This is a genomic window from Streptomyces rectiverticillatus (genome assembly GCF_013394065.1).
Taxonomy (GTDB): Bacteria; Actinomycetota; Actinomycetes; order Streptomycetales; family Streptomycetaceae; genus Streptomyces; species Streptomyces rectiverticillatus.
In genome coordinates this window covers 1,144,573-1,169,217 of the sequence record NZ_CP040752.1, presented here as the reverse complement: position 1 = coordinate 1,169,217, position 24,645 = coordinate 1,144,573, and the positions used below count along the sequence as shown (strand labels likewise).

Below are 24,645 nucleotides of genomic sequence, written 5' to 3'. Positions count from 1 at the left end.
CAACATGCCCGACGAGCCGGGGTCCGCTTCCGCGGAGGAGCCGAAGAAGAAGGACGTCCCGGCCGGGGAGCCGACGAAGCCGGGTACGGCCGGCAAGGCCGGTGAGCCTGCCGAGCCCGGCAGGCCGACTGTCGAGGACGACGGGACCGGCAAGGCGGGTAAGGCGGGTAGGGCTGATACCGGTCGTAAGGCCGACAAGGCGCGCGAGCCGGGAAAGCCTGATGAATCAGTCAAGTCCGGACCGGAGTCTGCTCCGGAAGGTGAGCCGGCTCCCGGTCCGGGAGCCGGGCCCGGGCCCGAAGCCGCAGGGGAGCCGGCACCCGAACCGGGGCCCGAAGCGGACTCCGGGCCGGAGGCCGAGCCGGAGCCCGGGCCCGAGCCGGTCGCTGCGGCCTCCGCCGCCGCGTCCGGGGCCGGTACCGCCGCCGAGCCCGTGACGGGCCGTCAGCGTCTGGCCAAGGCCTTCTGGCCGCCGCGGCTGACGCGGGCGCAGCTTACCGTCGCGGTGCTGCTGTGCGTCCTCGGCCTGGGCCTGGCCATCCAGGTCCGGTCGACCAGCGACAACAGCGCGCTGCGCGGTGCACGGCAGGAGGACCTCGTACGGATTCTGGACGAGCTGGACAACCGCACCAAGCGGCTGGAGGACGAGAAGCGGCGGCTGGAGAACCAGCGCACCGAGCTCGAGAGCAGCTCCAACCAGGCCGCGGAGGCCCGTAAGCAGACCGCGCAGAAGGAGCAGCAGCTGGCGATCCTCGCGGGCACGGTGAGGGCGCAGGGGCCGGGCATCGAGCTCACGGTGAGCGACCCCAAGAACGCCGTCGAGTCCGACAAGCTGCTGGACACCCTCCAGGAGCTGCGGGCCGCGGGTGCGGAGGCCATCCAGATCAATGACGTACGGATCGCGGCCGACACCTATTTTTCGGGCGCGGCGGGGAAGGTGGAGATCGACGGCAAGAAGGTCTCGCAGCCTTACCGGTTCAAGGTGATCGGCAAGCCGCAGGATCTGGAGCCCGCGCTCAACATCCCCGGTGGTGTCGTGCAGACGCTGGAGAAGGAGCAGGCGGGCGTCACGGTCCGGCGGTCTGAGAAGATCATTGTGGACGCCTTGCGCCCGGCGAAGCGGCCTGACTACGCTCGGTCGTCATCGCAGTGAGGCGGGCGGTCATGCGGGCTTCAGAGGGAGGCCATGAGGTTGCGGGGGGTCGGCGCACCAAGTCGAGGGTGCGTGGTGGAAACTGTCTGTTGACCACGGACGTTGTATGGATGTCCAGGTCGGACGGTGTGTGCATCGAGGTTTTGTCCTGCCCCACGGGCGGGTCTGTTTCGGTCAAGGGGAATCGCCCGTGAAGTTGTTTGCGAAGTTGTTCGGCAAGAGCGCACGCCAGGACGGTGGCAGCGCCCGCCACCGCGCGTCGCGTCCGGTGGAGGGCGGCGAGGGCCGGGAGGGCGCCCAGGAGGGGCGTCCGCTGTTCCGGGACCAGGTCGGAGCTCCGGGAGGAGACATTCCGGGCGGGTCGGCTGTTGACCCTGCCGCCACCGGGCGCATAGGTTTCGGGGCACCAGCGACCTCGAGCGCGCACGGAGGGTCTGCCTTGCCGGTATGTACGAGGTGCGGCCACCGGAACGCCGAGGCGAGCCGGTTCTGCTCCAACTGCGGTGCCCCGCTGAGGCCCGGTGCCGTGGCCGAGCGCGCCTCGGAGACCACGTCGACCATCTCGATCTCCGGTCTTGAGGCGTACGACTCCGAAGCCACGGGGCAGACGCCGATCCCGTCGCTGTCTCCGGAGGCGCAGGCGGCCGTCGACGCCCTGCCGCTCGGCTCGGCGCTGCTGGTGGTCCGGCGCGGCCCGAACTCCGGCAGCCGCTTCCTGCTGGACGGCGAGATGACCACGGCGGGCCGGCACCCGCAGAGTGACATCTTCCTGGACGACGTGACGGTCTCCCGCCGGCACGTGGAGTTCCGCAGAGCTCAGGACGGCAGCTTCACCGTTTCCGACGTCGGCAGCCTCAACGGCACGTACGTCAACCGCGAGCGGATCGACTCGGTGCCCCTGAACAGCGGCGACGAGGTCCAGATCGGCAAGTACCGGCTGGTCTTCTACGGCAGCCAGCGGGGCATCTGACCTTCCCCCCGGGCTCCGTCCGGGGGGACGCTAGGAAGGGCCATGCTTCGAACACCGTCAGGCGGCACCGGGTCACCCGGTGCTGTCGGCGCGGAGGGACGGCTGGTGAGCATCGGTACGGTGCTCAACCTGCTGCGTGAGGAGTTCCCCGAGGTCACCATCTCCAAGATTCGTTTCCTGGAGGCGGAGGGCCTGGTGGAGCCGCAGCGCACACCGTCCGGATACCGCAAGTTCAGTACGGAGGACGTGGAGCGGCTCGGCTGCGTGCTGCGCATGCAGCGCGATCACTACCTTCCGCTGCGGGTCATCAAGGAGCACCTCGAAGCGCGGGCCCGGGGCGAGGCGCCGCAGCTGCCCGCCCCCGCGAAGCCCCGTGATGCCGCCCTCCTGGCCGACGACGGACAGGAGGCCGGTCCGGATGCCGTGATCGGCGAGGCCGCCGTGCTCGCGAGCGCCGGGCTCGGGGCGCCCGTGCCCTCTCCGGCCGCGCGGATCGGCCGGGAGGAGATGCTGAGTGCCACCGGTGTCACGGAGAGTGAGCTGGTGGAGTGGGAGTCGTACGGGCTGGTCACCGCACACCCGGACGGCGGATTCGACGCCGATGCGGTGGCCGTGGCACGCCTCGTCGCCGACCTGGGCCGTTTCGGTCTGGAGCCACGGCATCTTCGCGCCATGAAGGCCGCCGCCGACCGTCAGGCCGGCCTGGTCGAACAGGTGGTCGCACCGCTGCGGCGGCACCGTAATCCGCAGACCAGGGCCCATGCCGAGGCCACCACGCGCGAGCTCGCCACACTCTCCGTGCGCCTGCACGCGGCGCTCGTGCAGGCGGCCCTGCACGCGGGCTCGCACTGACCGGCGAGTGCCCGACTACCCAAACCTGCCGGGCACGTCCTAGGGTTGCTGTGTGAACGAGCTCGATGTCGTGGGTGTCCGGGTGGAAATGCCCTCCAACCAGCCGATCGTGCTCCTGCGTGAAGTGGGAGGCGACCGCTACCTCCCGATCTGGATCGGACCGGGAGAGGCGACGGCCATCGCCTTCGCCCAGCAGGGCATGGCCCCGGCCCGTCCGCTGACCCACGACCTTTTCAAGGACGTGCTGGAAGCGGTCGGCCAGCAGCTCACGGAGGTCCGCATCACGGACCTGCGCGAGGGTGTCTTCTATGCGGAGCTCGTCTTCGCCAGCGGCGTGGAGGTCAGTGCCCGGCCGTCCGACGCCATAGCGCTCGCGCTGCGCACCGGCACGCCGATCTACGGCAGTGATGGAGTGCTGGACGACGCCGGGATCGCCATCCCGGACGAGCAGGAGGACGAGGTCGAGAAGTTCCGCGAGTTCCTGGATCAGATCTCGCCGGAGGACTTCGGCACCAGCAGTCAGTGAGCCGGCCGGGGCGCCGTGTGACGGCTCGCCGCAGCGCATCCGGTTAGCCTTTCCCGGCACAGAGGCACGCAAAACCACTCTCTGGGTGATTATCACTCGGCGTGCCGAGTGTGGCGATCGTTGACGCACCCCGGGTGACTGCCTACCGTCGAGAGGGCAGGTCAAGGACGGAGGTCGGCGTGAGAAGCATGGGCGACGGGACGGCGGTCGGCAGTCCGTATCCGCTGTTCGGGGGAGCGGTCGAACCGGCACCCCGTCATGCCACTCCGGTGGAGGTCACCGCACCACGGGGCCCGGAGGCCGATCTGATCGGCTACCGCGGGCCGACGGCGTGTGCAGCGGCGGGCATCACCTACCGCCAGCTCGACTACTGGGCGCGCACGGGTCTGGTGGAGCCGAGCGTGCGCCCCGCGCACAGCTCCGGCACCCAGCGGCTCTACAGCTTCCGGGACGTGGTGGTCCTCAAGATCGTGAAGCGGCTGCTGGACACCGGGGTGTCCCTGCAGAACATCCGCACGGCCGTTCAGCACCTGCGTTCGCGCGGTATGGCCGACCTGCCCCGGATGACGCTGATGAGCGACGGCGCCACGGTGTACGAGTGCACCTCGCCCGACGAGGTCGTCGATCTCCTCCAGGGCGGGCAGGGCGTCTTCGGGATCGCCGTGGGCGTCGTGTGGCGTGATGTCGAGAGCGCGCTCTCCCAGCTGCACGGCGAGCGGGTGGACACCGGCGAGACGCTGATCCGCCCCAACCCCTCCGACGAGCTGGCCCGCCGCCGCAACCGCGTCGGCTGACCGCCGCGGGCGTGCGGCGGTCTGCAGTGCGGGACCGCTCCGGCCGGGCGTACGCGGCTGTCCAGCCGGTCGTACGTGAGTGCGATTGTCAGTGGCGTGCGGCAGCATCGGTGTTGTGAGAGGCGCGCCGACCATCCTGCATCTCGATATGGATGCTTTCTACGCTTCGGCCGAGCAGGCGGCCAAGCCCAGCCTGCGCGGGAGGCCCGTCGTGGTGGGCGGGATCGGCCCGCGCGGCGTGGTGGCCACCGCGTCGTACGAGGCCAGGGTCTTCGGCATCCGCTCCGCGATGGCCACGGCCCAGGCCCGCAGGCTGTGCCCCAACGCCGCCTATCTCACCCCGCGGTTCTCGCTCTACCGCGAGATCAGCGAAGTGGTCATGGGCCTGCTCGGCCGGCTGTCGCCGCTGGTGGAGCCGCTGAGCCTCGACGAGGCGTTCGTGGACCTGGAAGCCGGAGGCGTCGAGCCCACCTCGGCGGCCGTGCGGGCCGTGGGGGAGCGCCTGCGGCGGGACATCCGCGCGGCCACGGGCCTCAGCGGCTCGGTGGGGCTCGCCGGCTCCAAGATGCTCGCGAAGATCGCCTCCGAGGAGGCCAAGCCGGACGGTCTGGTGCTCATCGAGCCGGGCACCGAGCTGGAGCTGCTGGGCCCCATGTCCGTGCGCGCCATTCCGGGCGTCGGCCCGGCCACCGCCGAGACGCTGCGCCGGGCCGGCATCACCACCGTCGCGGAGACGGCCGAGGCGGGCGAGGCGGAGCTCGTGCGGCTCCTGGGCAAGGCCCATGGCGCGGGGCTGTATGCCCTGGCCACCGGGCATGACGACCGTCCCGTCGTCGCCGACCGGGATGCCAAGTCCGTCTCCGTGGAGGACACCTTCGAGGAGGACCTGACCGATCGGTCGCGGGTGCAGATGGAGATCTCCCGGCTCGCCGAGCGGTGCGTGCAGCGGCTGCGGGCCGCCGGCCGGTCCGGGCGCACCGTGGTCATCAAGGTGCGCAGCTACGACTTCTCGACGCTGACCCGCTCGGAGACGCTTCGCGGCCCGACGGACGACCCCGCGGTGGTCAAGGAGGCGGCGGCCCGGCTGATCGACGGGGTGGACACCACGGCCGGGGTCCGGCTGCTGGGCGTCGGGGTCAGCGGGCTCGCCGACTACACCCAGGAGGACCTCTTCGCGCAGGCCGCGAGCGAGGCGGCGGCCTTGGCCGCCGCCACGGGTGCGGCAGGTGCGGCGGATGCGGTGGAGGCGCCGCAGGGCCCGGGTGAGGCGCAGGGTGAGGTGCGGGGGGATACAGCGGGCGCGGAGGTGAGGCCGCGGCGCTGGCTGCCGGGGCTGGACGTGCGGCACGCCGAGTACGGGGCGGGGTGGGTGCAGGGCAGCGGGGTCGGCCGGGTCACCGTGCGGTTCGAACAGCCCTGGTCGGAGCCGGGCCGGGTACGGACGTTCGCGGTCGACGACCCCGCGCTGGAGCCGGGGGAGCCGCTGCCCCTCGTACAGCAGGACCCGGAGGCGGATCAGCTCGCTGATCCGCCTCCGGGCGGGCCCGACCGCGCCCGGCCGGCGCCGCGGCGGCCGACGGACGCAGGGCCCGGCCCCGGCTCGGAGCCCGGCCTTGATCCGGATCGCAGCTCCGGGGGGCCGACGGCGGGCCCACCTGAGCCGGCTTGCGGCCCCGACCCGGGTTCCGGGTCTTGGGTGGATTGCGGGCCTGGGCAGGTTCCGGGCCTCGGTCTCGGGTCCGGCTTTGATCCGGATCGTGGCTCCGGCCCCGAGCCGGATTCCGGCGCCGAGCGGGATTCCGGGCCTGGGCCGGGTCCTGGCCTTGGCCCCGAGTCCGGCTTTGATCCGGATCGTGGCTCCGGGGCTGAGCTGGATTCCGGGCCTGGGCCGGATTCCGGGCCTCGGCCCCGAGTCCGGCTTTGAGTCGGATCGTGGCTCCGGACGTGAGCTGGGTTCCGGGCCTTGTGTGGATTGCAGGCCTGAGCTGGTTCCGGGTCTTGGTCCTGAGTCCGGCTTTGATCCGGATCGCGGCTCCGGACCCGAGCCGGATTCCGGGCCTGGTCCGGGGCCCGGCTCCGGTTCGGATTCCGCTCCCGGCCCGGGTCCTGGCCCCAATCCGGGTCCCGATACTGGGCCGGATCTCTATTCCGGTCCGGATTCCGACCTTGTTCCGGATCCCGGTCCCGGCTCGGATCTCGGCTGCAGTCCGAGTTCCGACCCCGACTCTGGCCTCGACTCCGGCTCCGGCCCCGACTCTGGCCCTGGCCTCGACTCTGGCCCCGACTCTGGCCCCGGCTCCGGGCTCGACTCCGGCCCCGGCTCTGGCCCCGGCCCCGGTCCGGGGCCCGCCGCCCCCGGGTTTGACGCCGTGCCTGGGCCCGGCGTCAAACCCGTCCCCGGTTCCGGTCCCGGGATAGTCAGCCGGTAGTGGTGGTAAAGCTGCAGTTCCTGCTCGGGTGACAGGTGGCGGCCGACGCCGAAGTCGGGTGCTTCCTTGATCAGTGCCCGGTCGTACGCCGTGCGCAGGCTCTCTCCCGAGACCTCGCTGGTCGCCAGGGGGATGAAGGCGTCCCGCCGGAAGAAGCCGGTGCGTACGGCCGCCCACAACGGCTCGCCCGTCGCGTCGTCGAGATAGACCTCGTCCACCGTGCCGATCTTCGCCCCGTCGCGGTCGAAGACCTTCCGTCCGATCAGGCTCCGGGGATCGATGTCGCTCTGCACGGTTCCTCCCTGTATCGGCATCTCTCCCCACGTAAAAACACAAAGCGAGAAGCGGCCACTCGGGAGATCCGCCGGGAAAGCCGCGCTGGTAGGCTGGCGAATGGCCGCAGAATCCGTGCGGGAGAGTCCTCCGGAAGCCCACCTCAGTGGGGCCGACGGAGGCGCCGAAGGAGCAAATCCTCCCCGGAATCTCTCAGGCACCCGTACCGCACGGACGAGGTCACTCTGGAAAGCAGGGCGGGCCCGGACAGTCAAGCGCCGAAGCCCTTCCTCACCGACGGTGAAAGCCGGGCCGTGCGCTGTGGTCCGGTGAAGCTCTCAGGTTGAGATGACAGAGGGGGAGGCCGTCCGGGTACCCGCGCCGTGGTACCCCTCGCAGGTCGCAACGACCAGGAGGCCTCCGCAGATGACTGCCCACCGCATCCCCCTTTCCGACCTGGAGCGGGACACCCCGTTCGAGCGCCGCCACATAGGTCCCGACGGCGAGGCCCAGGCCAAGATGCTCGCCCAGGTCGGCTTCGGGTCGCTGGACGAGCTCACTGCCGCCGCCGTGCCGGAAGTGATCAAGAGCGTGGGTGCCCTGGCCCTGCCGGAGGCCCGCAGCGAGGCCGAGGTCCTCGCCGAACTGCGGACGCTCGCCGACCGCAACCAGGTCCTCGCCCCGATGATCGGCCTCGGTTACCACGGCACGTTCACCCCGCCGGTGATCCTGCGCAACGTCATGGAGAACCCCGCCTGGTACACGGCCTACACGCCGTACCAGCCGGAGATCTCCCAGGGCCGCCTGGAGGCCCTGCTCAACTTCCAGACCGTCGTCGCCGACCTCACCGGGCTGCCCACCTCCGGCGCCTCCCTCCTCGACGAGGGCACCGCGGCCGCCGAGGCCATGGCCCTGTCCCGCCGCGTCGGCAAGGTCAAGAAGGGCGTCTTCCTCATCGACGCCGACACGCTGCCGCAGACGATCGCCGTGATCGAGACGCGCGCCGAGCCGACGGGCGTCGAGGTCGTCGTCGCCGATCTGAGCGCGGGCATCCCGGACGAGATCGCCGAGCGCGGTGTCTTCGGCGTCCTCCTGCAGTACCCCGGCGCCTCCGGTGCCGTGCGCGATCTCCGCCCGGTCATCGAGCGCGCCCACGAGCTCGGCGCGATCGTCACCGTTGCCGCCGACCTGCTCGCCCTGACCCTGCTGACCTCGCCCGGCGAGCTCGGCGCGGACATCGCGGTCGGCACCACCCAGCGCTTCGGCGTCCCGATGGGCTTCGGCGGCCCGCACGCCGGGTTCATGGCCGTGCGCGAGCAGTTCGCCCGCAGCCTCCCCGGCCGCCTCGTCGGCGTCTCCGTCGACGCCGACGGCAACAAGGCCTACCGCCTGGCCCTGCAGACCCGCGAGCAGCACATCCGCCGCGAGAAGGCCACCAGCAACATCTGCACCGCCCAGGTGCTCCTCGCCGTCATGGCCGGCATGTACGCCGTCTACCACGGCCCCGAGGGCCTGGCCGCCATCGGCCGTCGCACCCACCGCTACGCCGCGATCCTCGCCGAGGGCCTGCGTGCCGGGGGCGTCGAGCTCGTGCACGGCGCCTACTTCGACACCCTGACCGCGCGCGTCCCGGGCCGGGCCGCCGAGGTCGTCGAGGCCGCCCGCGAGCGCGGCGTCAACCTGCGCCTGACCGACGCCGACCACGTGGGCATCGCCTGCGACGAGACCACCACCCGCGCCCACCTGGACTCCGTCTGGGCCGCGTTCGGCGTGGCCGGTGACGTCGAGGCGCTCGACGCGGTGGCCGCCGAGGCCCTCCCCGAGGCCCTCCTGCGCACCGGTGACTACCTCACGCACCCGGTCTTCCACGAGCACCGCTCCGAGACGGCCATGCTGCGCTACCTGCGCCGCCTCGCCGACCGGGACTACGCCCTGGACCGCGGCATGATCCCGCTCGGCTCGTGCACCATGAAGCTCAACGCCACGACCGAGATGGAGCCGGTCACCTGGCCCGAGTTCGGCGCGCTGCACCCCTTCGCGCCGATCGAGCAGGCCGAGGGCTACGTCACGCTCATCACGGAGCTGGAGGAGCGGCTCGCCGCGGTCACCGGCTACGACAAGGTCTCCATCCAGCCGAACGCCGGGTCCCAGGGCGAGCTCGCCGGCCTGCTGGCCGTCCGCGCCTACCACCGCGCCAACGGCGACGAGCAGCGCACCGTCTGTCTGATCCCGTCCTCCGCGCACGGCACCAACGCCGCCAGCGCCGTGATGGCCGGCATGAAGGTCGTCGTGGTCAAGACGGCCGACGACGGCGAGGTCGACGCCCAGGACCTGCACGCCAAGATCGAGCAGTACCGCGACGAGCTGGCCGTACTGATGATCACCTACCCGTCGACGCACGGCGTCTTCGAGGAGCACGTCGCCGACATCTGCGCGGCCGTGCACGAGGCCGGCGGCCAGGTCTACGTGGACGGCGCCAACCTCAACGCCCTGGTGGGCCTGGCGGAGCCGGGCAAGTTCGGCGGCGACGTCTCGCACCTGAACCTGCACAAGACCTTCTGCATCCCGCACGGCGGCGGCGGTCCCGGCGTCGGCCCGGTCGCCGTCCGCGCGCACCTCGCGCCGTACCTCCCCAACCACCCGCTGCAGCCCACCGCCGGCCCGGCGACGGGCGTCGGCCCGATCTCCGCGGCGCCCTGGGGCTCCGCCGGCATCCTGCCGATCTCCTGGGCGTACGTCCGGCTGATGGGCGGCGAGGGCCTCAAGCGCGCCACGCAGGTGGCGGTGCTCGGCGCCAACTACATCGCCAAGTGCATGGAGCCGCACTACCCGGTGCTCTACACCGGCCCGAACGGCCTGGTGGCCCACGAGTGCATCGTCGACCTGCGGCCGCTGACCAAGGCGACCGGAGTGAGCGTCGACGACGTCGCCAAGCGGCTCATCGACTACGGCTTCCACGCGCCGACGATGTCCTTCCCGGTGGCCGGCACCCTGATGATCGAGCCCACGGAGAGCGAGGACATCGCCGAGCTGGACCGCTTCTGCGAGGCGATGATCGCGATCCGTGCCGAGATCGAGAAGGTCGGCTCGGGGGAGTGGAGCAAGGACGACAACCCGCTGCGGAACGCCCCGCACACCGCCGCGTCCGTGGCGGGCGAGTGGGAGCACCCCTACAGCCGTGAGGAGGCCGTCTTCCCCGCCGGGGTCTCGGCCGACAAGTACTGGCCGCCGGTGCGCCGCGTCGACGGTGCGTACGGCGACCGCAACCTCGTGTGCTCCTGCCCGCCGCTGGAGGACTACGACGGCTGACGGAGCCGCGGGCCTCGGCTGAGGCCCGGCACAAGTCGGGGCCGGTTCGGCGATTTCGCCGGGCCGGCCCCTTGCGTGCGGGTGGTGCGGTGATTCCTGTGGTGCGGCGTTCCTGTCGTGCGGTGTGCGAGCGCTGTGGTGCTCTGGCGCTGATTGCGGTGGTGCGTGAGCTCAGGCAGCAGTCACCACGTTTCCCGTGTCCAGCGGCCGGTGCGGCGCGATGATCTGGCCGTCCGGCAGCAGCTCACCGGTGTCCTCGAAGTGCAGGACTCCGTTGCACAGCAGACTCCAGCCCTGCTCGGGGTGGTGCGCCACGAGGTGCGCGGCTTCCCGGTCGGTGGAGTCGGCTGAGGGGCACGTGGGCTGGTGCTGGCACATGGAAGGGTTCTTTCGCTGCGATGTGGTGGCTGTCCTGCGGCTCGATTCGGTGTTCATGCCGCCCCCCGTTGGCGAATCGGTTGGTCGATACCAGTGTTGCCCCACGGGCGTGATTCCGCAGGGATTTCCCGGCAGCGCTCCTCACTCGTTGGAGACGCATCACCCATGCGGGCGGTTGCTTCCAACATGACTGTCCGGCCGGGTGGTTACCCGTGGTCGGAGTGGGCTAGTCCGGGAGGGTGAGTACACGTGTGCGCCCCGCGGCGGAAGGCCGCGGGGCGCCGGGGAAGGGAGGGGGTGTCAGACTGCCGTAGCGGCTCCTCAAGCGGGGGTCTTCAGCAGCGGGGCGGGGGTCAGCCGGAGCGTGAGGACCGGCATCAACTCGGCGAAGCGGTGCGGGCGGTGCGCGGCGATCCCCGGTGGTGCCGGTGCGAGCGGCACGAGCAGATCACCCGGGCCGGGCAGGCCCGAGGCGGGGTCGGCGGCGATGTCCCCGTGCAGCCAGAGCGTGAGCATGTAGAGCCCGGGCACGGACAGCAGCCGGGGCTGGTACGGCGTCGGGAGTGCCTCCGCCTGCCGCAGTGCGCGTTCCGTGGAGACGAGGTAGGGGCCCTCGCAGAAGTGCGAGAACGCCCAGCCGTCCGCGGTCTGCACCGTCTCGCCCGCGGCCACCACGCGCTCGGAGCTGCGGATCGGGAACCGCCAGCCGGTGAGCCGGCTGCGCGGTGCGCCGCCGCGGCCCGCCGCCTGCTCCAGGACGTGGACGGGCAGCGGGAGTTCGGGGGTCAGCGGCCCTTGCGCGGCCTTCAGCGACGGAGTGCGGGCCTCGCGGACGGCGGAGGGGGAACCGAGGGCGCTCAGAACACTGCGCAGGGCAGGCGCAGGGGCAGGGGGGACATGCAGCGGCATGGTGGGTCGCCTCTCACTTCGGAGACACGTGGTGCGTGGGCAGGGTGCGGACGACGCTGTCGGCGTGCGGGGTCAGAGGGGGGCCGGGACCTTACCGGCTGCCGGGGCCGTGGCGCCTACTCTCCGCCTCGTCCCCGAAGTTTATACGACACGTGTTCACATGGTGTTTCGGCTAGCTGTCGCCGGTATTTCCGGCAAGGGGATATCAGGGCCTCGTCCGAGGGTGATTTCGGTGATTCTGTGCCGAGTAGGGGCACGCCACCTCGTATTCTGCCCCGGGCAGGGTAGGCCGAATCTCGTCGGTGTTTATCACCAGCGCTATCACCAGCGCTTCACCTGTGCTATCGGCAAAGCCCGGGCGGCCCGTCATGCCCACGGAATGTGCCACCGGATGCGTTGCCGAGAGCGTAGCGGGTATGCGGCCCCGGCGGGGCGTTATCGATCACATTGGCTGGGCATCATCGACCGTGACGCGAGCGGCCGGCGCCGCGGCGACCCACGTGAGGAGGGACCCTGCGATGGGGGACAAGGTCGTGGCCGGGGGCGTCGACCTCGCTGACCGACAGCGCCACCGGGCAAAGCTCCGGCAGTGCCTGGAAGCGCTGGGGAGACTGCTGGAAGAGAAGCGTTTCGACCGTCCCAGGAATCTCATGGGCCTGGAGATCGAGCTGAATCTCGCGGGGGCCGACGGGATGCCGAGCATGGTGAACGCCGAAGTGCTCGAGCGTATCGCGAGCGGTGATTTCCAGACCGAACTCGGCCGGTTCAACCTGGAAGTGAATATTGTTCCGCACCGGCTGTCCGGGAGCGTCCTGGACCAGCTTGCCGAAGAGTTGCGGACGGCTCTCTCCTATGCCGACCGGAAGGCCATGGAGGTCGATTCCGGGATCGTGATGATCGGTATTCTGCCGACCCTGGAGGACCGTCACCTGGTCTCGGCGAACCTCTCCGCGGACGAGCGCTACGCCATGCTGAACGCGCAGGTGGTGGCCGCCCGGGGCGAGCACTTCACGATCGACATCGAGGGCGTCGAGCGGCTGACGTGCACCGCGGAGTCGATTGCTCCCGAAGCCGCGTGCACGTCCGTGCAGTTGCACCTGCAGGTGACGCCCGGGCGGTTCGCCGCCGTATGGAACTCCGCGCAGGCGGTGGCGGCCGCGCAGATCGCCGTCGGTGCCAACTCCCCCTTCCTCTTCGGCCGGGAGCTGTGGCGCGAGTCCCGTCCGCCGCTGTTCGTCCAGTCCACCGACACCCGCCCGCCCGAGCTCACGGCTCAGGGGGTGCGGCCGCGCACCTGGTTCGGGGAGCGCTGGATCGATTCTGCATATGAGCTGTTCGAGGAGAACCTGCGCTTCTTCCCCCCGGTGCTGCCGATCTCCGACGACGAGGAGCCGGTGCGCGTGGTGGAGGAGGGCGGCGTGCCGATGCTGCACGAGCTGACGCTGCACAACGGGACGGTCTACCGCTGGAACCGGCCGGTCTACGGGGTCGCCGACGGCGTACCGCACCTGCGTGTGGAGAACCGCGTGCTGCCCGCCGGCCCCACCGTCACCGACGTCATCGCCAACACCGCCTTCTACTACGGGCTGGTCAGGGCGCTCGCCGAGGAACCGCGGCCGGTGTGGACCAGGCTGCCCTTCCGCGTCGCCGCGGAGAACTTCGACGCGGCCTGCCGGCACGGCATCGACGCCTGGCTGCACTGGCCGAAGGCGGGCCGGGCGGGCACGCTGGAGCGCAGGCCGGCCGTCCGGCTCGTCCAGGAGGAGCTGCTGCCGCTCGCGGCGGCCGGGCTGGACGCCTGGGGCGTGGAGCCCTCCGACCGCGACCGCTACCTCGGGGTCATCGAGGGGCGCTGCCGCAGCCGCACCAACGGGGCGTCCTGGCAGGCCGCGGCCTACCACCGGGCGCTGGAACACGGCATGGACCGGCACAAGGCGCTGGCCGTCACCACCCGGCGCTACTGCGAGCTGATGCGCACCGGCGCGCCGGTGCACACCTGGCCGGCCGGCCCCGGCGACTGACACGTCCTCCCCTCCCGCACCCCCTGGCCCACCTGCTGTGGGGCGTCGGGCAAGCTGTGACGGCGGCCGCCGGCACGAGCGGCGGCCGGCGGAGCGTCGCCCCGAGGCCGGGGCGGGAGGAAGCGGAGGCACAGGTGCGGCAGAACGCGCAGGGCGAGGACGGCATCCTGCCCGGAGCCCGGACCGGCCCCCCGGCGCCCGGCGAAGCCACCTGGCGCCGCACCCTGCGCAGCGAGACGCTCCTGGTCCTTGCGCTCTCGCTCGGCGCCAGCGCGGTGTCCTCCCTGATCAGCTTCCTCGGCGCGCTCACCAGGCCGGGCGGGCTCAGGGACCAGGCGGCCAACCTCAACGCCTCGCACGCCCCCGGCCGCCCCTGGCTCGACCTGTCCTGGCAGGTGTTCGGCATCGCTACGGCGCTGGTCCCGGTGTTCCTGGTGGCGCACCTGCTGCTGCGCGAGGGCGCCCCGGGCCTGCGCACGGTCGGTCTCGACCGGGACCGCCCCGGCTTCGACCTGAGCCGCGGCACCGGGGTGGCGGCCGCCATCGGCGGCACCGGCCTGCTGTTCTACCTCGGCGTCCGGGCCGCGGGTTTCAACCTGACGGTGGTGCCGGAGTCGCTGCCCGACGTGTGGTGGAAGATCCCCGTCCTCGTCGCCTCGGCCGTGCAGAACGCGGCCCTGGAGGAGGTCGTGGTCGTCGGGTACCTGCTGCGCCGGCTGGGACAGCTGGGCTGGACCCCGGCGGCGGCGCTGGCGGCGAGCGCGGTCCTGCGCGGTTCGTACCACCTCTATCAGGGCGTCGGCGGGTTCATCGGGAACATGGTGATGGGCGTGGTCTTCGTCCTCCTCTACCGGCGGTGGGGGCGGGTCGGGCCGCTGGTGGCCGCGCACGCGCTGATCGACATCGTGGCCTTCGTCGGCTACGCGCTGCTCGCGGGCAAGGTGGGCTGGTTGCCCACGGCCTGACGACGCCCGCCCCCGCCCTCCTACGCGAGCAGGTCGCCCTCGATGACGGTGACGGCGGAGCCGGTCAGCAGCGTGCGGCCGCCGCGCAGCCCCGTGCGCACCAGGCCGGTCCGGGCGGAGGCCTGGAGGCCGGTCAGGTCGTCGCGGCCCAGCCGCCCGGACCAGAAGGGGGCGAGCGCGGTGTGCGCGCTGCCGGTGACGGGGTCCTCGTCGATGCCGACGTTGGGGAAGAAGCAGCGCGAGACGTAGTCGTAGCCGCGCGCCGGGTCCTCGGCCGGGGCGGTGGCGATGATGCCCCGGCGCGAGTGCCGGCCGAGGGCGCGGACGTCGGGCGCCAGGGACCGTACGGCCTTCTCGTCGGCCAGCTCGACCATCAGGTCGCCGATGTGCGGACCGGTGTCGTAGGTGCTGAGGACCTCGGCGCCCAGGGCCTCCGTCACCCCTTCGGGGAGGGGGACCGGGGTGAGCGGGGCGGTCGGGAAGTCCAGCGTGATCGAACCGTCCTCGTGCGCCGTGGCGGTGAGGACGCCGCAGCGGGCGGCGAAGCGGACGGTGCCGGTGGCGGCGCCCGTGGCGTGCAGGACGTGCGCGGTGGCGAGCGTGGCGTGGCCGCACATGTCGACCTCGGTGAGGGGGGTGAACCAGCGCAGCGCCCAGTCCGCGCCCTGCGAGGCGTCGGCGAGCGGGCGGGCGAAGGCGGTCTCGGAGAGGTTGACCTCGGCGGCGATCCGCTGGAGCCGGTCGTCGTCGGGGAACTCCCCGGAGTCGAAGAGGACGACCCCGGCCGGGTTGCCGGCGAAGGGTCGGTCGGTGAAGGCGTCGACGATTCGAATGCGCATGGCCGGACGCTACGGGCGGGAAGAACCGCAGGCCAGAGCCAATTCGCGAAATGTGGCCCGGCCGGGGGCCGGTGGGGCCCATGGGGCACAGGGCGGCCCCCGGACCGGACTGTCCGCTACCTGAACAGGCGGTCGCTGCCGGTGGCCATGCGGTGGGTGGTGCTGTGGCGGTTCACCCAGTCCCGGATGAGGTTGATGGCGTTGGCGCACTGCCAGCCGTTGTCGTACTCGTGCTCTCCCGTGAAGTTGCCGTAGCCCGCGATGATGCCGTCCACGTGTGCGTCGCCCAGGAGCTTGTCGACGTACCACGGGTCGTTGTAGGTGGTCGTCCAGGACAGCGTGGCCGCGAGCTGTCCGGCGGCACGGTCCGCGGCGCCCTTCTTGAGTTCCGCGCACGTGTTGTAGCCGGGCTCCGTGCAGTTGCCGAAGCCGTTGGGGATGTTGCCGTCGCCGTAGTCCATCACCCGGCGACCGGCCGGGAATCCGGAACCGGACCGGTTGAAGGCGCTGCGGACCTGATCGCGGGTCCCGGTCGTCGTGATGCCCTCCAGGGCGCCGAGCTTGCCTTCCAGGCTCTTCCAGCCCCTGCCGCCGACGTCCGGGGTGCTACCGCCGTGGTACTCGTAGAAGCCGTAGAGCACCTGGATCCCGGCGGCGGTCAGCCTCTGTGCCTTGTCGCGCAGTCCGGCGACGCTGCACCCACGGTTCTGCGCTTCCCCGCAGTAGTTCGGGTCCTTGATGTCGAGCCAGACCAGCGCCGGCCGGCGCCCTGCCCGGGCGTGGGAGACAATGCGGTCGATCATGCTGTCGAAGCTGGGGCCCCGCCGGTTGTCACCGGCCGAGGAACAGTCGTGATAAGCGCGCCATTCGTTGGGGTTCCACCAGGCACAGACGTCGATCTCGATGCCGTTGGCGCCGTGGCTGAGCGCGGCGTCCACGCCGTCCAGGGTGTCGACCCGGTGTGCGATGGCGTAGATCGCGTGACGCTGATCGGCTGCTGCCGCCGGGGTCGTACCGAGCGTGGTGGCACCGAAGATCCCGCACAGTGCCGCCATCAACGCCAGTAACGCCCGCGGGCAGGCGCCATGTCGAAGGTGAGTGGTCAAGAAAGGTACTCCTTCATATAGATACGGTGCTTGGATGCGGCGCTTGGATCATCCGAGCTTGAGGGGTCATGCGTCCCGGCCGCTACGAAGTCCTGGCACTTCGGGACGCTGGAATGCGAAAGTGAGCTTTGACCAGGGGAGAAGCAGGCGGCCTGGAACGCCCGTATGGAACGCCCGTATGGAACGCTCCGGGCCGCGCCGCGCGCCCTGAGGCCGGGAACACCCCTGAGAACGATTCCGCGCCCGTCCTCCTCAAGGAGGAGGAACGGCGGCCCGTACCCAACCCCCGTGGGATGCGCGAATGCTTCCCCACGGGGATGACCCGGCGGTTCGTGACTGATGGGGTGGGAGGGTGCAAAGCCGCGTGGGAGATACGGGGGCGACGGACGTCGCCCGAGAGGGCCTGTTCAGCGCCGGACTGGCAGCGGCGGTCGCGGGTGCCCGCAGGCGCGCCGTGCGGGACGGTGACCGGCAGACCGACACCGCCCACCTGCTCCACACCCTGATGGAGTCGGACCCCGAGGTGTGCCGCGCCGTGGACGGCGGGAGCCCGGGCCGGTCCGTACGGCTGCTCGGCTACCTCGTCCAGCGCACCATCGGCTACGGGCTGCGCTGGAGCGGCACCGTCGAGGACTCCGGCTCGCTGCCCGTCCTCCTCGGCTGCCGGGCGCCCGGCTGGTCGCCCGCCGCGGCCGCCGCCATGGAGGGTGCGTCCGCCCGGGCCCGCGCGCGGGGTGATTCCCTGGCGGAAGCGACGGACCTCCTCGCGATGCTCGCCCTCGACCACCGGTGCCGCGCGGCGGAGGTCATGCGCCGGGCCGGAGTGGACACGGAGGCGCTCGCGGCCCGACTCGACGCCTCGTGAGTCCCGCAGGTCCTGCAGGTCCCGCAGGTCCCGCATGAGTTGTGCCGAGGCGCGGAAATTCGTGGGTGCGCCGGGGGTCTGAACCTGTACAGGAGTGTTTTGGGATGACGCTCCTGTCGTCTGCTGGCATGATGACCCGATGCATGCCTCTCAGGAGAGAAGCGCAGGCCTGGGCCTCGCCCTGGTCTCCGCGCTCGCGTTCGGTGGTTCCGGTGTCGCGGCCAAGCCGCTGATCCAGGCGGGTCTCGACCCGCTCCACGTGGTGTGGCTGCGGGCGGCCGGCGCCGCCCTGGTCCTGCTGCCGGTCGCGTGGCGTCACCGCGCCCTCGTCACCCGCCGCCCCGCTCTCCTCGCCGGCTTCGGCCTGCTGGCCGTCGCCGGCGTCCAGGCGTGCTACTTCGGTGCGATATCCCGGATCCCGGTCGGCGTCGCCCTGCTGGTCGAATACCTCGGCCCGGCGCTCCTGCTCGGCTGGGTGCGCTTCGTGCAGCGCCGTCCGGTGAGCCGTGCCGCGGCCGTAGGCGTGGCGCTCGCCGTCGCCGGGCTCGCGTGCGTGGTGGAAGTCTGGTCGGGCATGGGCTTCGACGCCGTGGGCCTGATGCTGGCCCTCGGCGCCGCCTGCTGCCAGGTCGGCTACTTCGTGCTGTCCGACCACGGGGCCGAGGGTGAGGAGCCCGCCGACCCCATCGGCGTCATCGCCTACGGACTGCTGATCGGGGCCCTGGTCCTCACGGTCGTCGCCCGCCCCTGGGGCATGGACTGGTCCGTCCTCGCCGGAAGCGCCGGGATCAGCGGGACCGAGGTGCCCGCCGTCCTCCTCCTCGCCTGGGTCGTGCTGATCGCCACGGTGGCCGCCTACGCCACCGGCGTGCTCGCCGTACGCAGGCTCTCGCCGCAGGTGGCGGGCGTGGTCGCCTGCCTGGAGGCGGTGGTCGCCACGGTGCTGGCCTGGGTGCTGCTGGGCGAGCACCTCTCGCTGCCGCAGATCGCCGGCGGTGCCCTGGTGCTGGTGGGTGCCTTCATCGCCCAGTCCTCCACGCCCAAGAGGGCCGCCGCGACGCCGGTGGCGCAGGGCGAGGGCGCGGCGGCGGGCTCCGCGGCGGACGCGGGCGGCCGGGGGGAGTTGCCTGCCGGAACCCGCCCGGCCTAGGGTGACGATCATGCACAAGACCGTTCTGCCGCCTCCCGCCGCCTAGCGCGGGCGGCCGCACCCGGAAGACCGGGCCCGGGGTGGAGCCCCCGGGCGGATCGCCGCTGCCCGCACGAGGGACCAGCGATCACTTCACGTCTTCCGCGGGAGAACAGTCATGCCCCGTTCCGCTCCTTCGTCCTGCCCGGCCACCGGGCGGCCCGAGCATCTTCCGGCTCGTCCGGCCCTCTCGTCCTCGCCGGCCCCGGCAGACGGCATGTCCGTCGGCCGCGGCCTGATCTACGTGGCCGTCGCGGCCGCTTCGTGGGGGACCACCGGCGCCACCGCCGATCTCCTCATGGACAGCAGTGGCCTCGGCCCGGCCGCGTTGACCTTCTGGCGCACGGCGGGCGGCCTCGTCCTGCTGCTGGCCGCCCGGTTCCTGATGCCGCGCCGCGCCGCCCGTACGCGCGACCGCGCCGTCCGGCCCCGCGAGGCGTGGCCGCGCAGAGCGGCGCGCGTCCTCGTCACGGGCATCGGCCTGACGGTCTTCCAGACGGCCTACTTCGCGGCCGTGGAGGCGACCGGGATCGCGGTCGGCACCGTGGTCACCCTGGGCGCCTCGCCCGTCCTTGTCGCCCTCGGCGGCCGGCTGCTCATGGGGGAACGGCTCGGCGCCGGAGGCATCACGGCCGTCGGCGGCGCGTGCGCCGGACTGGCCGTGCTGATGCTCGGCAACGACGGCACGGGCGCGGTGCGCCCGGCGGGGGTGGCGCTCGCGCTGCTCTCCGCCGCCGGATACGCCGTCGTGACCGTCTACGCGCGCGTACTGGAGCGCGAGAAGCGGGCCACGGATCCCTTCACCACGACCGTGACCTCCTTCGCGGTCGGCACCGTGTGCCTCCTGCCCCTGGCGGCCGCCGAGGGCCTGTGGCCGCAGGACCGGCACCTGGGCCGCACGCTGGCGCTGGGGGCCTATCTGGTGACGGTGCCGACGGCGCTGGCCTACGGGCTGTTCTTCGCGGGGCTCGTGGTGGTGCGGGCCACCACCGTGTCGGTGATCACTCTGCTGGAGCCGGTGACGGCGGCGGTCATCGCCGTGGCCCTGCTGGGCGAGCACCTCACGGCTGCGACCGCGCTCGGCACGGCGGTCCTGCTGTGTGCCGTGGCGGCGTTGGCCGCCGCGGAGGCGCGCGGACCGGCCGCCACGGCGCCGGCGGGATCGCTCGGTGACCCCCGTCGCGACCCGCTCGGCATTCCGGTCAGAGAGCGGTGACGTAGCCGGGTACGGGGGTGCCGGGCGCGAGGTGCTTGTCGGGTATGGGCGTGCCGTACGCGGGGGTCACGGGGACGATGCCGCTCCAGTGGGGGAGGGGCAGGTCCTCGATCTCGTCGTTGACACCCCCGGTGCGGATCTTCGCGGAGACCTCGGTGAGGTCGACGCGGAGCACGGCCGTGGCGGCGAGCTCCTTGGCCGAGGCCGGGCGGCAGTCCGCCGCCCGGCCCGGCGTGGCCTGCTCCACCAGGGCGTCGAGGGCCGCGCGCTTCTCCTGCTCGCCGGTCACCTGCCGGGCGGTCCCGTGCACCACGACCGAGCGGTAGTTGAGGGAGTGGTGGAAGGCGGAGCGCGCGAGGACGAGGGCGTCGACGTGGGTGACGGTCACGCAGACCGGCATGCCCGCGTCCCCCGCCCGGCCCGCGCTGCGCAGCGGGCGGGAGCCCGTCGAGCCGTGCACGTAGAGGCGCTCGCCGATGCGCCCGTAGAGCGTCGGCAGGACGACCGGTGCCCCGTCGCGCACGAAACCCAGATGGCAGACGTAGCCCGCGTCGAGGATCGCGTGCACGACCTCGCGGTCGTACGAGGCGCGCTCGCGGACGCGGGTGGGGGTGGTCCGGTCGGTCTGCTCGTACACGGTGGGCGGCGCAACAGCCATTGCGAACTCCATTGCACTAGTGCATAATCTATTTTGTGCTAGGAGACTATCGGATCGAAGGTCGTCGCGCAGTAGAGATTTCCGCGAGCGTGGAGCGCGCCGTGGGTGCGGGCACGCTCGCCCCGGGCGAACTGCTCCCTCCCATGAGGGAATTGGCGGTCGAGCTGGGGGTCAATCCCAATACGGTGGCCGCCGCCTACCGCACGCTGCGCGAGCGTGGGGTGATCGAGACGGCCGGGCGCCGCGGCAGCCGCGTGCGCCACCGCCCGGCCAGCACGCCCCGCGAGCTCATCCACGTCGAGGCCCCCGAGGGCGTCCGGGACGTCTCGGCGGGCAATCCCGATCCCGCCCTGCTGCCCCCGCTGGGCGAGGCGCTCGCCGCTGCCGCCGCGCGCGCCGCCGAAGCCCCCGCGCTGTACGGAGCCCCCGCCGTGGACACCGAGCTGGAGCGGTTCGCCAGAGCGGCCTTCGACGCGGACGGCATCCCCGGCGGGCCGCTCGCCGTCACCTCCGGTGCGCTCGACGCCATCGAGCGCGTGCTCGCCGTGCACCTGCGGCCCGGCGACGCCGTCGCGGTCGAGGATCCCGGCTGGGGCAGCCTCCTCGACCTGGTCCCGGCCCTCGGCTTGCGGCCCGTTCCCCTGCCCGTCGACGACGACGGCCCGCTGCCGGAGGCCGCGGACCGGGTGCTGCAGCAGGGAGCGCGAGCCGTCGTGGTCACCGGCCGGGCGCAGAATCCCACCGGGGCCGTGGTCGGCGAGGCCCGTGCGCGCGAGCTGCGCGCCGTGCTCTCCGGTCATCCGCAGGCGCTGCTCATCGAGGACGACCACGGCCACGGGATCGTCGATCTGCCTCTGAACACGCTGACGGGGTGCACCGACCACTGGGTCGTCGTACGTTCCGTGGCCAAGGCGTACGGGCCGGATCTGCGGCTCGCGGTGCTCACGGGCGACGCCGTCACCGTGGACCGGGTGCGCGGCCGGCAGCGGCTGGGCCCCGGCTGGGTGAGCCACATCCTGCAGGACGCCGTCGTCCATCTGTGGCGCAACGGCGCGGTGGACGCCGCGCAGGTCGCCGGCGCGTACGGGCGTCGCCGGGATCCGCTCGTCCGGGCCCTGCGCGAGCGGGGGATCGCGGCCCACGGGCGCAGCGGGATGAACGTATGGCTGCCCGTGCCCGATGAGACGGCGGCCGTCGCACGGCTGCTGCACGCGGGGTGGGCGGTCGCGCCGGGTGCCCGGTTCCGGCTCGCGTCACCGCCGGCGGTGCGGCTGACGGTCTCGGGCCTGACCGTGGAGGAGATAGAGACGGTCGCGGACGCCCTGGCGTCCGTGACCCGCCCGTCGGCGGCAGGGCGCTACGACTGACGGCCCCGCCGCCCGATCCGGTGGTCCGGGGCGGGGTGACGGGGCCGGGGCGAGGGGGCCGGGGCGATGCCGTGTCAGTCCGGTGCGGGGAGGGAACGGCGGGCGGAGCGCCGTCACTTCCCTTCGGACGACTCGCGGGCCTTCCCCCGAGACGTGGCCCGGGCCTTGCTCCGAGAGTTGCCCCGGGCCTTGCTCTGGGTGAGGGCGGCGCCGGCCAGCACGATCAGCGCGCCCACGGGGGTGTTCCAGCTGAGCGCCTCCCCAAGGAAGGCCACACCGGCGACGGTCGCCACGACCGGGACGAGGTAGGTGATCATGGTCGCCGTCGTGGGACCGACCTCGGCGACCAGCCCGTACTGCACGAGGAAGGCCAGGCCCGTGCCCAGCGCCCCGAGGGCGAAGACGGCCAGCAGCGGCACGGCGGGGAAGGAGGTCGGCACCGGGGCGAACACCGGGGCGACGACGGCGAGCTGGGCCGTCCCCAGTAGCAGCTGCGCGCCGGACTTCGACAGGTTGGAGTCGCCGGTATCGGCCAGGGTGCGCCGGACGTAGATCCAGCCGACCGCGTAGCTGGCGGAGGCGGCGAGGGCCATCACCGTGCCCGCCGCGTCCTGCCCCGAGAAGCCCTGCCAGGCCCCGAGCACGGTCAGCACGCCGGCGAAGCCGATGGCCAGCCCCGCGAACCGGCGCCGGGTCGGCCGGTCCTCGGACAGCGCCACGAGCGAGAGGAGCATGCCCCACAGCGGGGTCGTGGCGTTGCAGATGCCCGCGAGGGTGGAGGGGATGCGCAGCTCGGCGTAGGCGAAGAGCGTGAAGGGCAGGGCGTTGAGCAGGACCGCCGCAACGGCCAGGTGCGCCCAGGTGCGTGCCGCGCGCGGCAGGCCCTCCCGCTTCACGGCCAGCATCGTGACCAGCACCGCCGCGCCGAAGAACATCCGGCCGAAGGAGACGTACAGCGGCGGGAAGCCGTCGGTGCCGAGCTTGATGAACAGGAAGCTGCATCCCCAGATGAGGGCGAGCGCACCGAAGCGGATCCTCCAGTCCACGGCAGGGCGGCCCCGCTGAGGGGGCGCGGAGGAAACGGGGGGAGCCGGGGGAGCGGTGGAAGCCGCTGGAGCCGAGGGGCTGGAGGAGCCGGAGCTTGCAGTGGTGCGCATGACCGTAAGAATGGCCGCGCATCCACCTTTAGAACAAGTAAATATAAGTGGGGTCTATCGCGTAGGGTTGCTTATATGTTGAATCTGGAGCGTCTGCGCACCCTCAATGCCGTCGCCCGCCACGGATCCGTCAGCGCCGCGGCGGACGGGCTGCACGTGACGACGTCCGCCGTCTCGCAGCAGCTCGCCAAGCTGGAGCGGGAGACCGGGCAGCAGCTGCTCGCCAAACACGGCCGCGGCGTACGGCTCACCGACGCCGGACGGCTGCTCGCCGACCACGCCTCGCGGATCCTCTCGCAGGTCGAGCTCGCCCAGGCCGACCTCGAGGCGCAGCGCGGGCAGGCCGTCGGCGAGCTGCTCCTCGGCGCCTTCCCCACGGCCGCCCGCGGTCTCTTCCCCGCCGCCCTCGCCGGGCTGCGCAGCGCCCACCCCCAGCTGCGGGCCCGGCTGGAGGAGATGGAGCCCGAGGAGGCCGTGCCCCGGGTGGTCCGCGGCGACATCGACGTCGCGGTCGTCCTCGACTGGTACAACAAACCCCTGCCCATGCCGGACGGGCTGGCCAAGGCCCCGATCCTCGACGACACCGCCGACGTGGCGATGCCGGTGGACCACCCGCTGGCCGGCCGGGACCAGGTCGACCTGGAGGAGTTCGCCGACGACGACTGGGTCTCCTGGCCCCGCGGCGAGTTCTGCCACGACTGGCTGATGCTCACCCTGCGCGGGAAGGGCATCGAGCCCCGCATCTCCCACATGGCCGAGGAGCACCACACCCAGCTCGCGCTGATCGCCGCCGGGCTGGGCGTCGCCGTCGCCCCGCGGCTCGGGCGCGGCCCCGTGCCGGAAGGGGTGCGCGTGGTGCCGGTGCGGCACACCGTGCGCCGTCACGTCTACGCGATCTGGCGCGCGGACGCGGACCGGCGGCCGTCCATCCGCGCGGCGGTCGAGGCCCTGAGGGCGGCGGGGGAGGAGATGGCGGGCTCCGCCTAGTGCCGTGACCGGGCGCGGTGACCGGGAGCGGCGACCGGAAGCCGTGGCCGGAGACGTGACCGGAGCCGTGGCCCGGCACCGTGGCCGGGAAGGCGCAGTCCGTTCCGCAGGCGGGCCGGGGCGGGCCGGGGCGGGCCGGGCCAGCGCGGGCCGGGGCGGGGCCGGGGCGTTGAGCGGGGCGCTAGCCGCCCGCCAGCTTGCGGAAGTCCCAGGAGACGATCGCCTCAGGCGCGAGCCGCAGCCAGGCGTGGCGGCCGTCGTGCGGCATCGAGGGCAGGCCGCCGAAGTACTTGGCGGTGAACAGGCCCTCCGGCGCGGCGAGCTCCGGGCAGGCCTCGCCCGTGCGCGGGGCCTCGCCGACGAAGGCGGCCGTGCCCGACAGCTCCGCCCCGCGCAGCTCCCCGTACTCCCGCCCGTCGTCCACCAGCACCGCGATCCGCGCGTCGCGCCGCAGCTCCGCCCACCGGCGGCTGCGGACGATCGAGTACAGCCACACCGCGGATCCGTCCCAGACGAACCACAGCGCGCTCAGGTGCGGACGCCCGTCCCGCCCCACCGTGGCCGCCCGGCAGGTGCGCTGCCCGGCGAGGAACGCGTCCAGCTCCGGCCGCGTCATCATGATCCGGCGGCCCCGCCGCTGGGTGGTGACCATGCCCGCGCCCTCCCCGCACCCCGGCATCTG

Annotated in this window: 21 protein-coding genes, 1 pseudogene and 2 riboswitches; of the genes and pseudogenes, 14 read left to right on the top strand and 8 right to left on the bottom strand. The window is 72.5% G+C overall.

The window, feature by feature from the left end; genetic code table 11:
- Nucleotides 1-4 precede the first annotated feature (4 nt).
- The 6 genes from FGW37_RS33170 to FGW37_RS04660 all read left to right on the top strand — a co-directional run bounded on the left by FGW37_RS33170 (nt 5) and on the right by FGW37_RS04660 (nt 6,219).
- Complete coding sequence (locus FGW37_RS33170; protein ID WP_425506634.1) at nt 5-1,153, top strand: DUF881 domain-containing protein; 1,149 nt, start codon at nt 5-7, stop codon at nt 1,151-1,153.
- 106 nt (nt 1,154-1,259) lie between these two features.
- Nucleotides 1,260-2,123, top strand: coding sequence for an FHA domain-containing protein (locus FGW37_RS04680; protein WP_179079900.1), 864 nt, complete (start codon nt 1,260-1,262; stop codon nt 2,121-2,123).
- 42 nt (nt 2,124-2,165) lie between these two features.
- A complete protein-coding gene (gene ftsR / locus FGW37_RS04675) occupies nt 2,166-2,975 on the top strand; it encodes a transcriptional regulator FtsR (RefSeq protein WP_179079899.1) in 810 nt (269 codons plus the stop codon).
- A gap of 52 nt (nt 2,976-3,027) precedes the next feature.
- On the top strand, nt 3,028-3,501 hold the full coding sequence (locus FGW37_RS04670) for a bifunctional nuclease family protein (RefSeq protein ID WP_014058684.1): 474 nt from the start codon (nt 3,028-3,030) through the stop codon (nt 3,499-3,501).
- A gap of 188 nt (nt 3,502-3,689) precedes the next feature.
- Nucleotides 3,690-4,295 carry a MerR family transcriptional regulator gene (locus FGW37_RS04665; protein ID WP_382050750.1) on the top strand — a complete coding sequence of 202 codons (606 nt, stop codon included), beginning with the start codon at nt 3,690-3,692 and terminating at the stop codon, nt 4,293-4,295.
- Between the two features lie 115 nt (nt 4,296-4,410).
- Nucleotides 4,411-6,219, top strand: coding sequence for a DNA polymerase IV (locus FGW37_RS04660; protein ID WP_179079898.1), 1,809 nt, complete (start codon nt 4,411-4,413; stop codon nt 6,217-6,219).
- Between the two features lie 414 nt (nt 6,220-6,633).
- On the opposite strand, the pseudogene FGW37_RS33165 reads toward FGW37_RS04660, so the two are convergent.
- A pseudogene (locus FGW37_RS33165) lies at nt 6,634-7,017 on the bottom strand (PRC-barrel domain-containing protein); the annotation flags it as partial.
- A 108-nt stretch (nt 7,018-7,125) separates the two neighbouring features.
- Nucleotides 7,126-7,236, top strand: a riboswitch (glycine riboswitch).
- Nucleotides 7,237-7,362, top strand: a riboswitch (glycine riboswitch).
- A 61-nt stretch (nt 7,363-7,423) separates the two neighbouring features.
- Between FGW37_RS33165 and gcvP the strand changes: the two are divergent.
- Nucleotides 7,424-10,306 (top strand): aminomethyl-transferring glycine dehydrogenase, encoded by a 2,883-nt coding sequence (gcvP, locus tag FGW37_RS04650; RefSeq protein WP_179079896.1) that lies wholly within the window; start codon nt 7,424-7,426, stop codon nt 10,304-10,306.
- A gap of 171 nt (nt 10,307-10,477) precedes the next feature.
- On the opposite strand, the gene FGW37_RS04645 is transcribed toward gcvP, so the two are convergent.
- A complete protein-coding gene (locus FGW37_RS04645; RefSeq protein ID WP_281394683.1) occupies nt 10,478-10,684 on the bottom strand; it encodes a DUF5999 family protein in 207 nt (68 codons plus the stop codon).
- 321 nt (nt 10,685-11,005) lie between these two features.
- Complete coding sequence (locus tag FGW37_RS04640) at nt 11,006-11,593, bottom strand: hypothetical protein (RefSeq protein WP_179079894.1); 588 nt, start codon at nt 11,591-11,593, stop codon at nt 11,006-11,008.
- Between the two features lie 518 nt (nt 11,594-12,111).
- Between FGW37_RS04640 and FGW37_RS04635 the strand changes: the two genes are divergently transcribed.
- Both FGW37_RS04635 and FGW37_RS04630 read left to right on the top strand, forming a co-directional pair.
- Nucleotides 12,112-13,614, top strand: a complete 1,503-nt coding sequence (locus tag FGW37_RS04635) for a glutamate-cysteine ligase family protein (protein ID WP_179079893.1) — start codon at nt 12,112-12,114, stop codon at nt 13,612-13,614.
- Between the two features lie 164 nt (nt 13,615-13,778).
- A complete protein-coding gene (locus FGW37_RS04630; RefSeq protein WP_179084506.1) occupies nt 13,779-14,579 on the top strand; it encodes a CPBP family intramembrane glutamic endopeptidase in 801 nt (266 codons plus the stop codon).
- 20 nt (nt 14,580-14,599) lie between these two features.
- On the opposite strand, the gene FGW37_RS04625 is transcribed toward FGW37_RS04630, so the two are convergent.
- Both FGW37_RS04625 and FGW37_RS04620 read right to left on the bottom strand, forming a co-directional pair.
- Nucleotides 14,600-15,418 (bottom strand): PhzF family phenazine biosynthesis protein, encoded by an 819-nt coding sequence (locus FGW37_RS04625; RefSeq protein WP_179079892.1) that lies wholly within the window; start codon nt 15,416-15,418, stop codon nt 14,600-14,602.
- A gap of 116 nt (nt 15,419-15,534) precedes the next feature.
- A complete protein-coding gene (locus FGW37_RS04620; protein ID WP_179079891.1) occupies nt 15,535-16,473 on the bottom strand; it encodes a PI-PLC domain-containing protein in 939 nt (312 codons plus the stop codon).
- Nucleotides 16,474-16,888: 415 nt separating this feature from the next.
- On the opposite strand from FGW37_RS04620, the gene FGW37_RS04615 reads away from it, so the two are divergent.
- The 3 genes from FGW37_RS04615 to FGW37_RS04605 all read left to right on the top strand — a co-directional run bounded on the left by FGW37_RS04615 (nt 16,889) and on the right by FGW37_RS04605 (nt 19,794).
- Nucleotides 16,889-17,389, top strand: coding sequence for a Clp protease N-terminal domain-containing protein (locus FGW37_RS04615; RefSeq protein WP_179079890.1), 501 nt, complete (start codon nt 16,889-16,891; stop codon nt 17,387-17,389).
- A 139-nt stretch (nt 17,390-17,528) separates the two neighbouring features.
- Nucleotides 17,529-18,539, top strand: a complete 1,011-nt coding sequence (locus FGW37_RS04610; RefSeq protein ID WP_179079889.1) for an EamA family transporter — start codon at nt 17,529-17,531, stop codon at nt 18,537-18,539.
- A gap of 256 nt (nt 18,540-18,795) precedes the next feature.
- Nucleotides 18,796-19,794, top strand: a complete 999-nt coding sequence (locus tag FGW37_RS04605; RefSeq protein WP_179079888.1) for a DMT family transporter — start codon at nt 18,796-18,798, stop codon at nt 19,792-19,794.
- Here FGW37_RS04605 and FGW37_RS04600 read toward each other — a convergent pair.
- Nucleotides 19,781-20,452: a pyridoxamine 5'-phosphate oxidase family protein gene (locus FGW37_RS04600; RefSeq protein WP_179079887.1), complete on the bottom strand. Its 672-nt coding sequence runs from the start codon at nt 20,450-20,452 to the stop codon at nt 19,781-19,783. The genes FGW37_RS04605 and FGW37_RS04600 overlap by 14 nt on opposite strands.
- A 35-nt stretch (nt 20,453-20,487) precedes the next feature.
- Between FGW37_RS04600 and FGW37_RS04595 the strand changes: the two genes are divergently transcribed.
- Entirely contained in the window at nt 20,488-21,819 is a 1,332-nt protein-coding gene (locus tag FGW37_RS04595) for an aminotransferase class I/II-fold pyridoxal phosphate-dependent enzyme (protein WP_179079886.1), read from the top strand.
- A gap of 113 nt (nt 21,820-21,932) precedes the next feature.
- Here the strand turns inward: FGW37_RS04595 and FGW37_RS04590 are convergent, their stop codons facing one another.
- Nucleotides 21,933-22,976, bottom strand: coding sequence for a DMT family transporter (locus FGW37_RS04590; protein ID WP_179079885.1), 1,044 nt, complete (start codon nt 22,974-22,976; stop codon nt 21,933-21,935).
- 75 nt (nt 22,977-23,051) lie between these two features.
- On the opposite strand from FGW37_RS04590, the gene FGW37_RS04585 reads away from it, so the two are divergent.
- The gene (locus tag FGW37_RS04585) at nt 23,052-23,963 is read left to right on the top strand and encodes a LysR family transcriptional regulator (RefSeq protein WP_179079884.1); all 912 of its coding nucleotides are present in this window, start codon (nt 23,052-23,054) and stop codon (nt 23,961-23,963) included.
- 181 nt (nt 23,964-24,144) lie between these two features.
- Here FGW37_RS04585 and FGW37_RS04580 read toward each other — a convergent pair whose 3' ends face one another.
- On the bottom strand, nt 24,145-24,615 hold the full coding sequence (locus FGW37_RS04580) for a pyridoxamine 5'-phosphate oxidase family protein (RefSeq protein WP_179079883.1): 471 nt from the start codon (nt 24,613-24,615) through the stop codon (nt 24,145-24,147).
- Nucleotides 24,616-24,645: the final 30 nt, after the last annotated feature.

Bases quoted from the DNA above. Each gene is read 5' to 3' on its own strand.
- FGW37_RS33170 (WP_425506634.1), top strand. From the start codon at position 5: ATGCCCGACGAGCCGGGGTCCGCTTCCGCGGAGGAGCCGAAGAAGAAG.
- FGW37_RS04680 (WP_179079900.1), top strand. From the start codon at position 1,260: ATGGATGTCCAGGTCGGACGGTGTGTGCATCGAGGTTTTGTCCTGCCC.
- ftsR (WP_179079899.1), top strand. From the start codon at position 2,166: ATGCTTCGAACACCGTCAGGCGGCACCGGGTCACCCGGTGCTGTCGGC.
- FGW37_RS04665 (WP_382050750.1), top strand. From the start codon at position 3,690: ATGGGCGACGGGACGGCGGTCGGCAGTCCGTATCCGCTGTTCGGGGGA.
- gcvP (WP_179079896.1), top strand. From the start codon at position 7,424: ATGACTGCCCACCGCATCCCCCTTTCCGACCTGGAGCGGGACACCCCG.
- FGW37_RS04645 (WP_281394683.1), bottom strand. From the start codon at position 10,684: ATGTGCCAGCACCAGCCCACGTGCCCCTCAGCCGACTCCACCGACCGG.
- FGW37_RS04640 (WP_179079894.1), bottom strand. From the start codon at position 11,593: ATGCCGCTGCATGTCCCCCCTGCCCCTGCGCCTGCCCTGCGCAGTGTT.
- FGW37_RS04635 (WP_179079893.1), top strand. From the start codon at position 12,112: ATGGGGGACAAGGTCGTGGCCGGGGGCGTCGACCTCGCTGACCGACAG.
- FGW37_RS04625 (WP_179079892.1), bottom strand. From the start codon at position 15,418: ATGCGCATTCGAATCGTCGACGCCTTCACCGACCGACCCTTCGCCGGC.
- FGW37_RS04620 (WP_179079891.1), bottom strand. From the start codon at position 16,473: ATGGCGGCACTGTGCGGGATCTTCGGTGCCACCACGCTCGGTACGACC.
- FGW37_RS04610 (WP_179079889.1), top strand. From the start codon at position 17,529: ATGCATGCCTCTCAGGAGAGAAGCGCAGGCCTGGGCCTCGCCCTGGTC.
- FGW37_RS04605 (WP_179079888.1), top strand. From the start codon at position 18,796: ATGTCCGTCGGCCGCGGCCTGATCTACGTGGCCGTCGCGGCCGCTTCG.
- FGW37_RS04600 (WP_179079887.1), bottom strand. From the start codon at position 20,452: ATGGCTGTTGCGCCGCCCACCGTGTACGAGCAGACCGACCGGACCACC.
- FGW37_RS04590 (WP_179079885.1), bottom strand. From the start codon at position 22,976: ATGCGCACCACTGCAAGCTCCGGCTCCTCCAGCCCCTCGGCTCCAGCG.
- FGW37_RS04585 (WP_179079884.1), top strand. From the start codon at position 23,052: ATGTTGAATCTGGAGCGTCTGCGCACCCTCAATGCCGTCGCCCGCCAC.
- FGW37_RS04580 (WP_179079883.1), bottom strand. From the start codon at position 24,615: ATGGTCACCACCCAGCGGCGGGGCCGCCGGATCATGATGACGCGGCCG.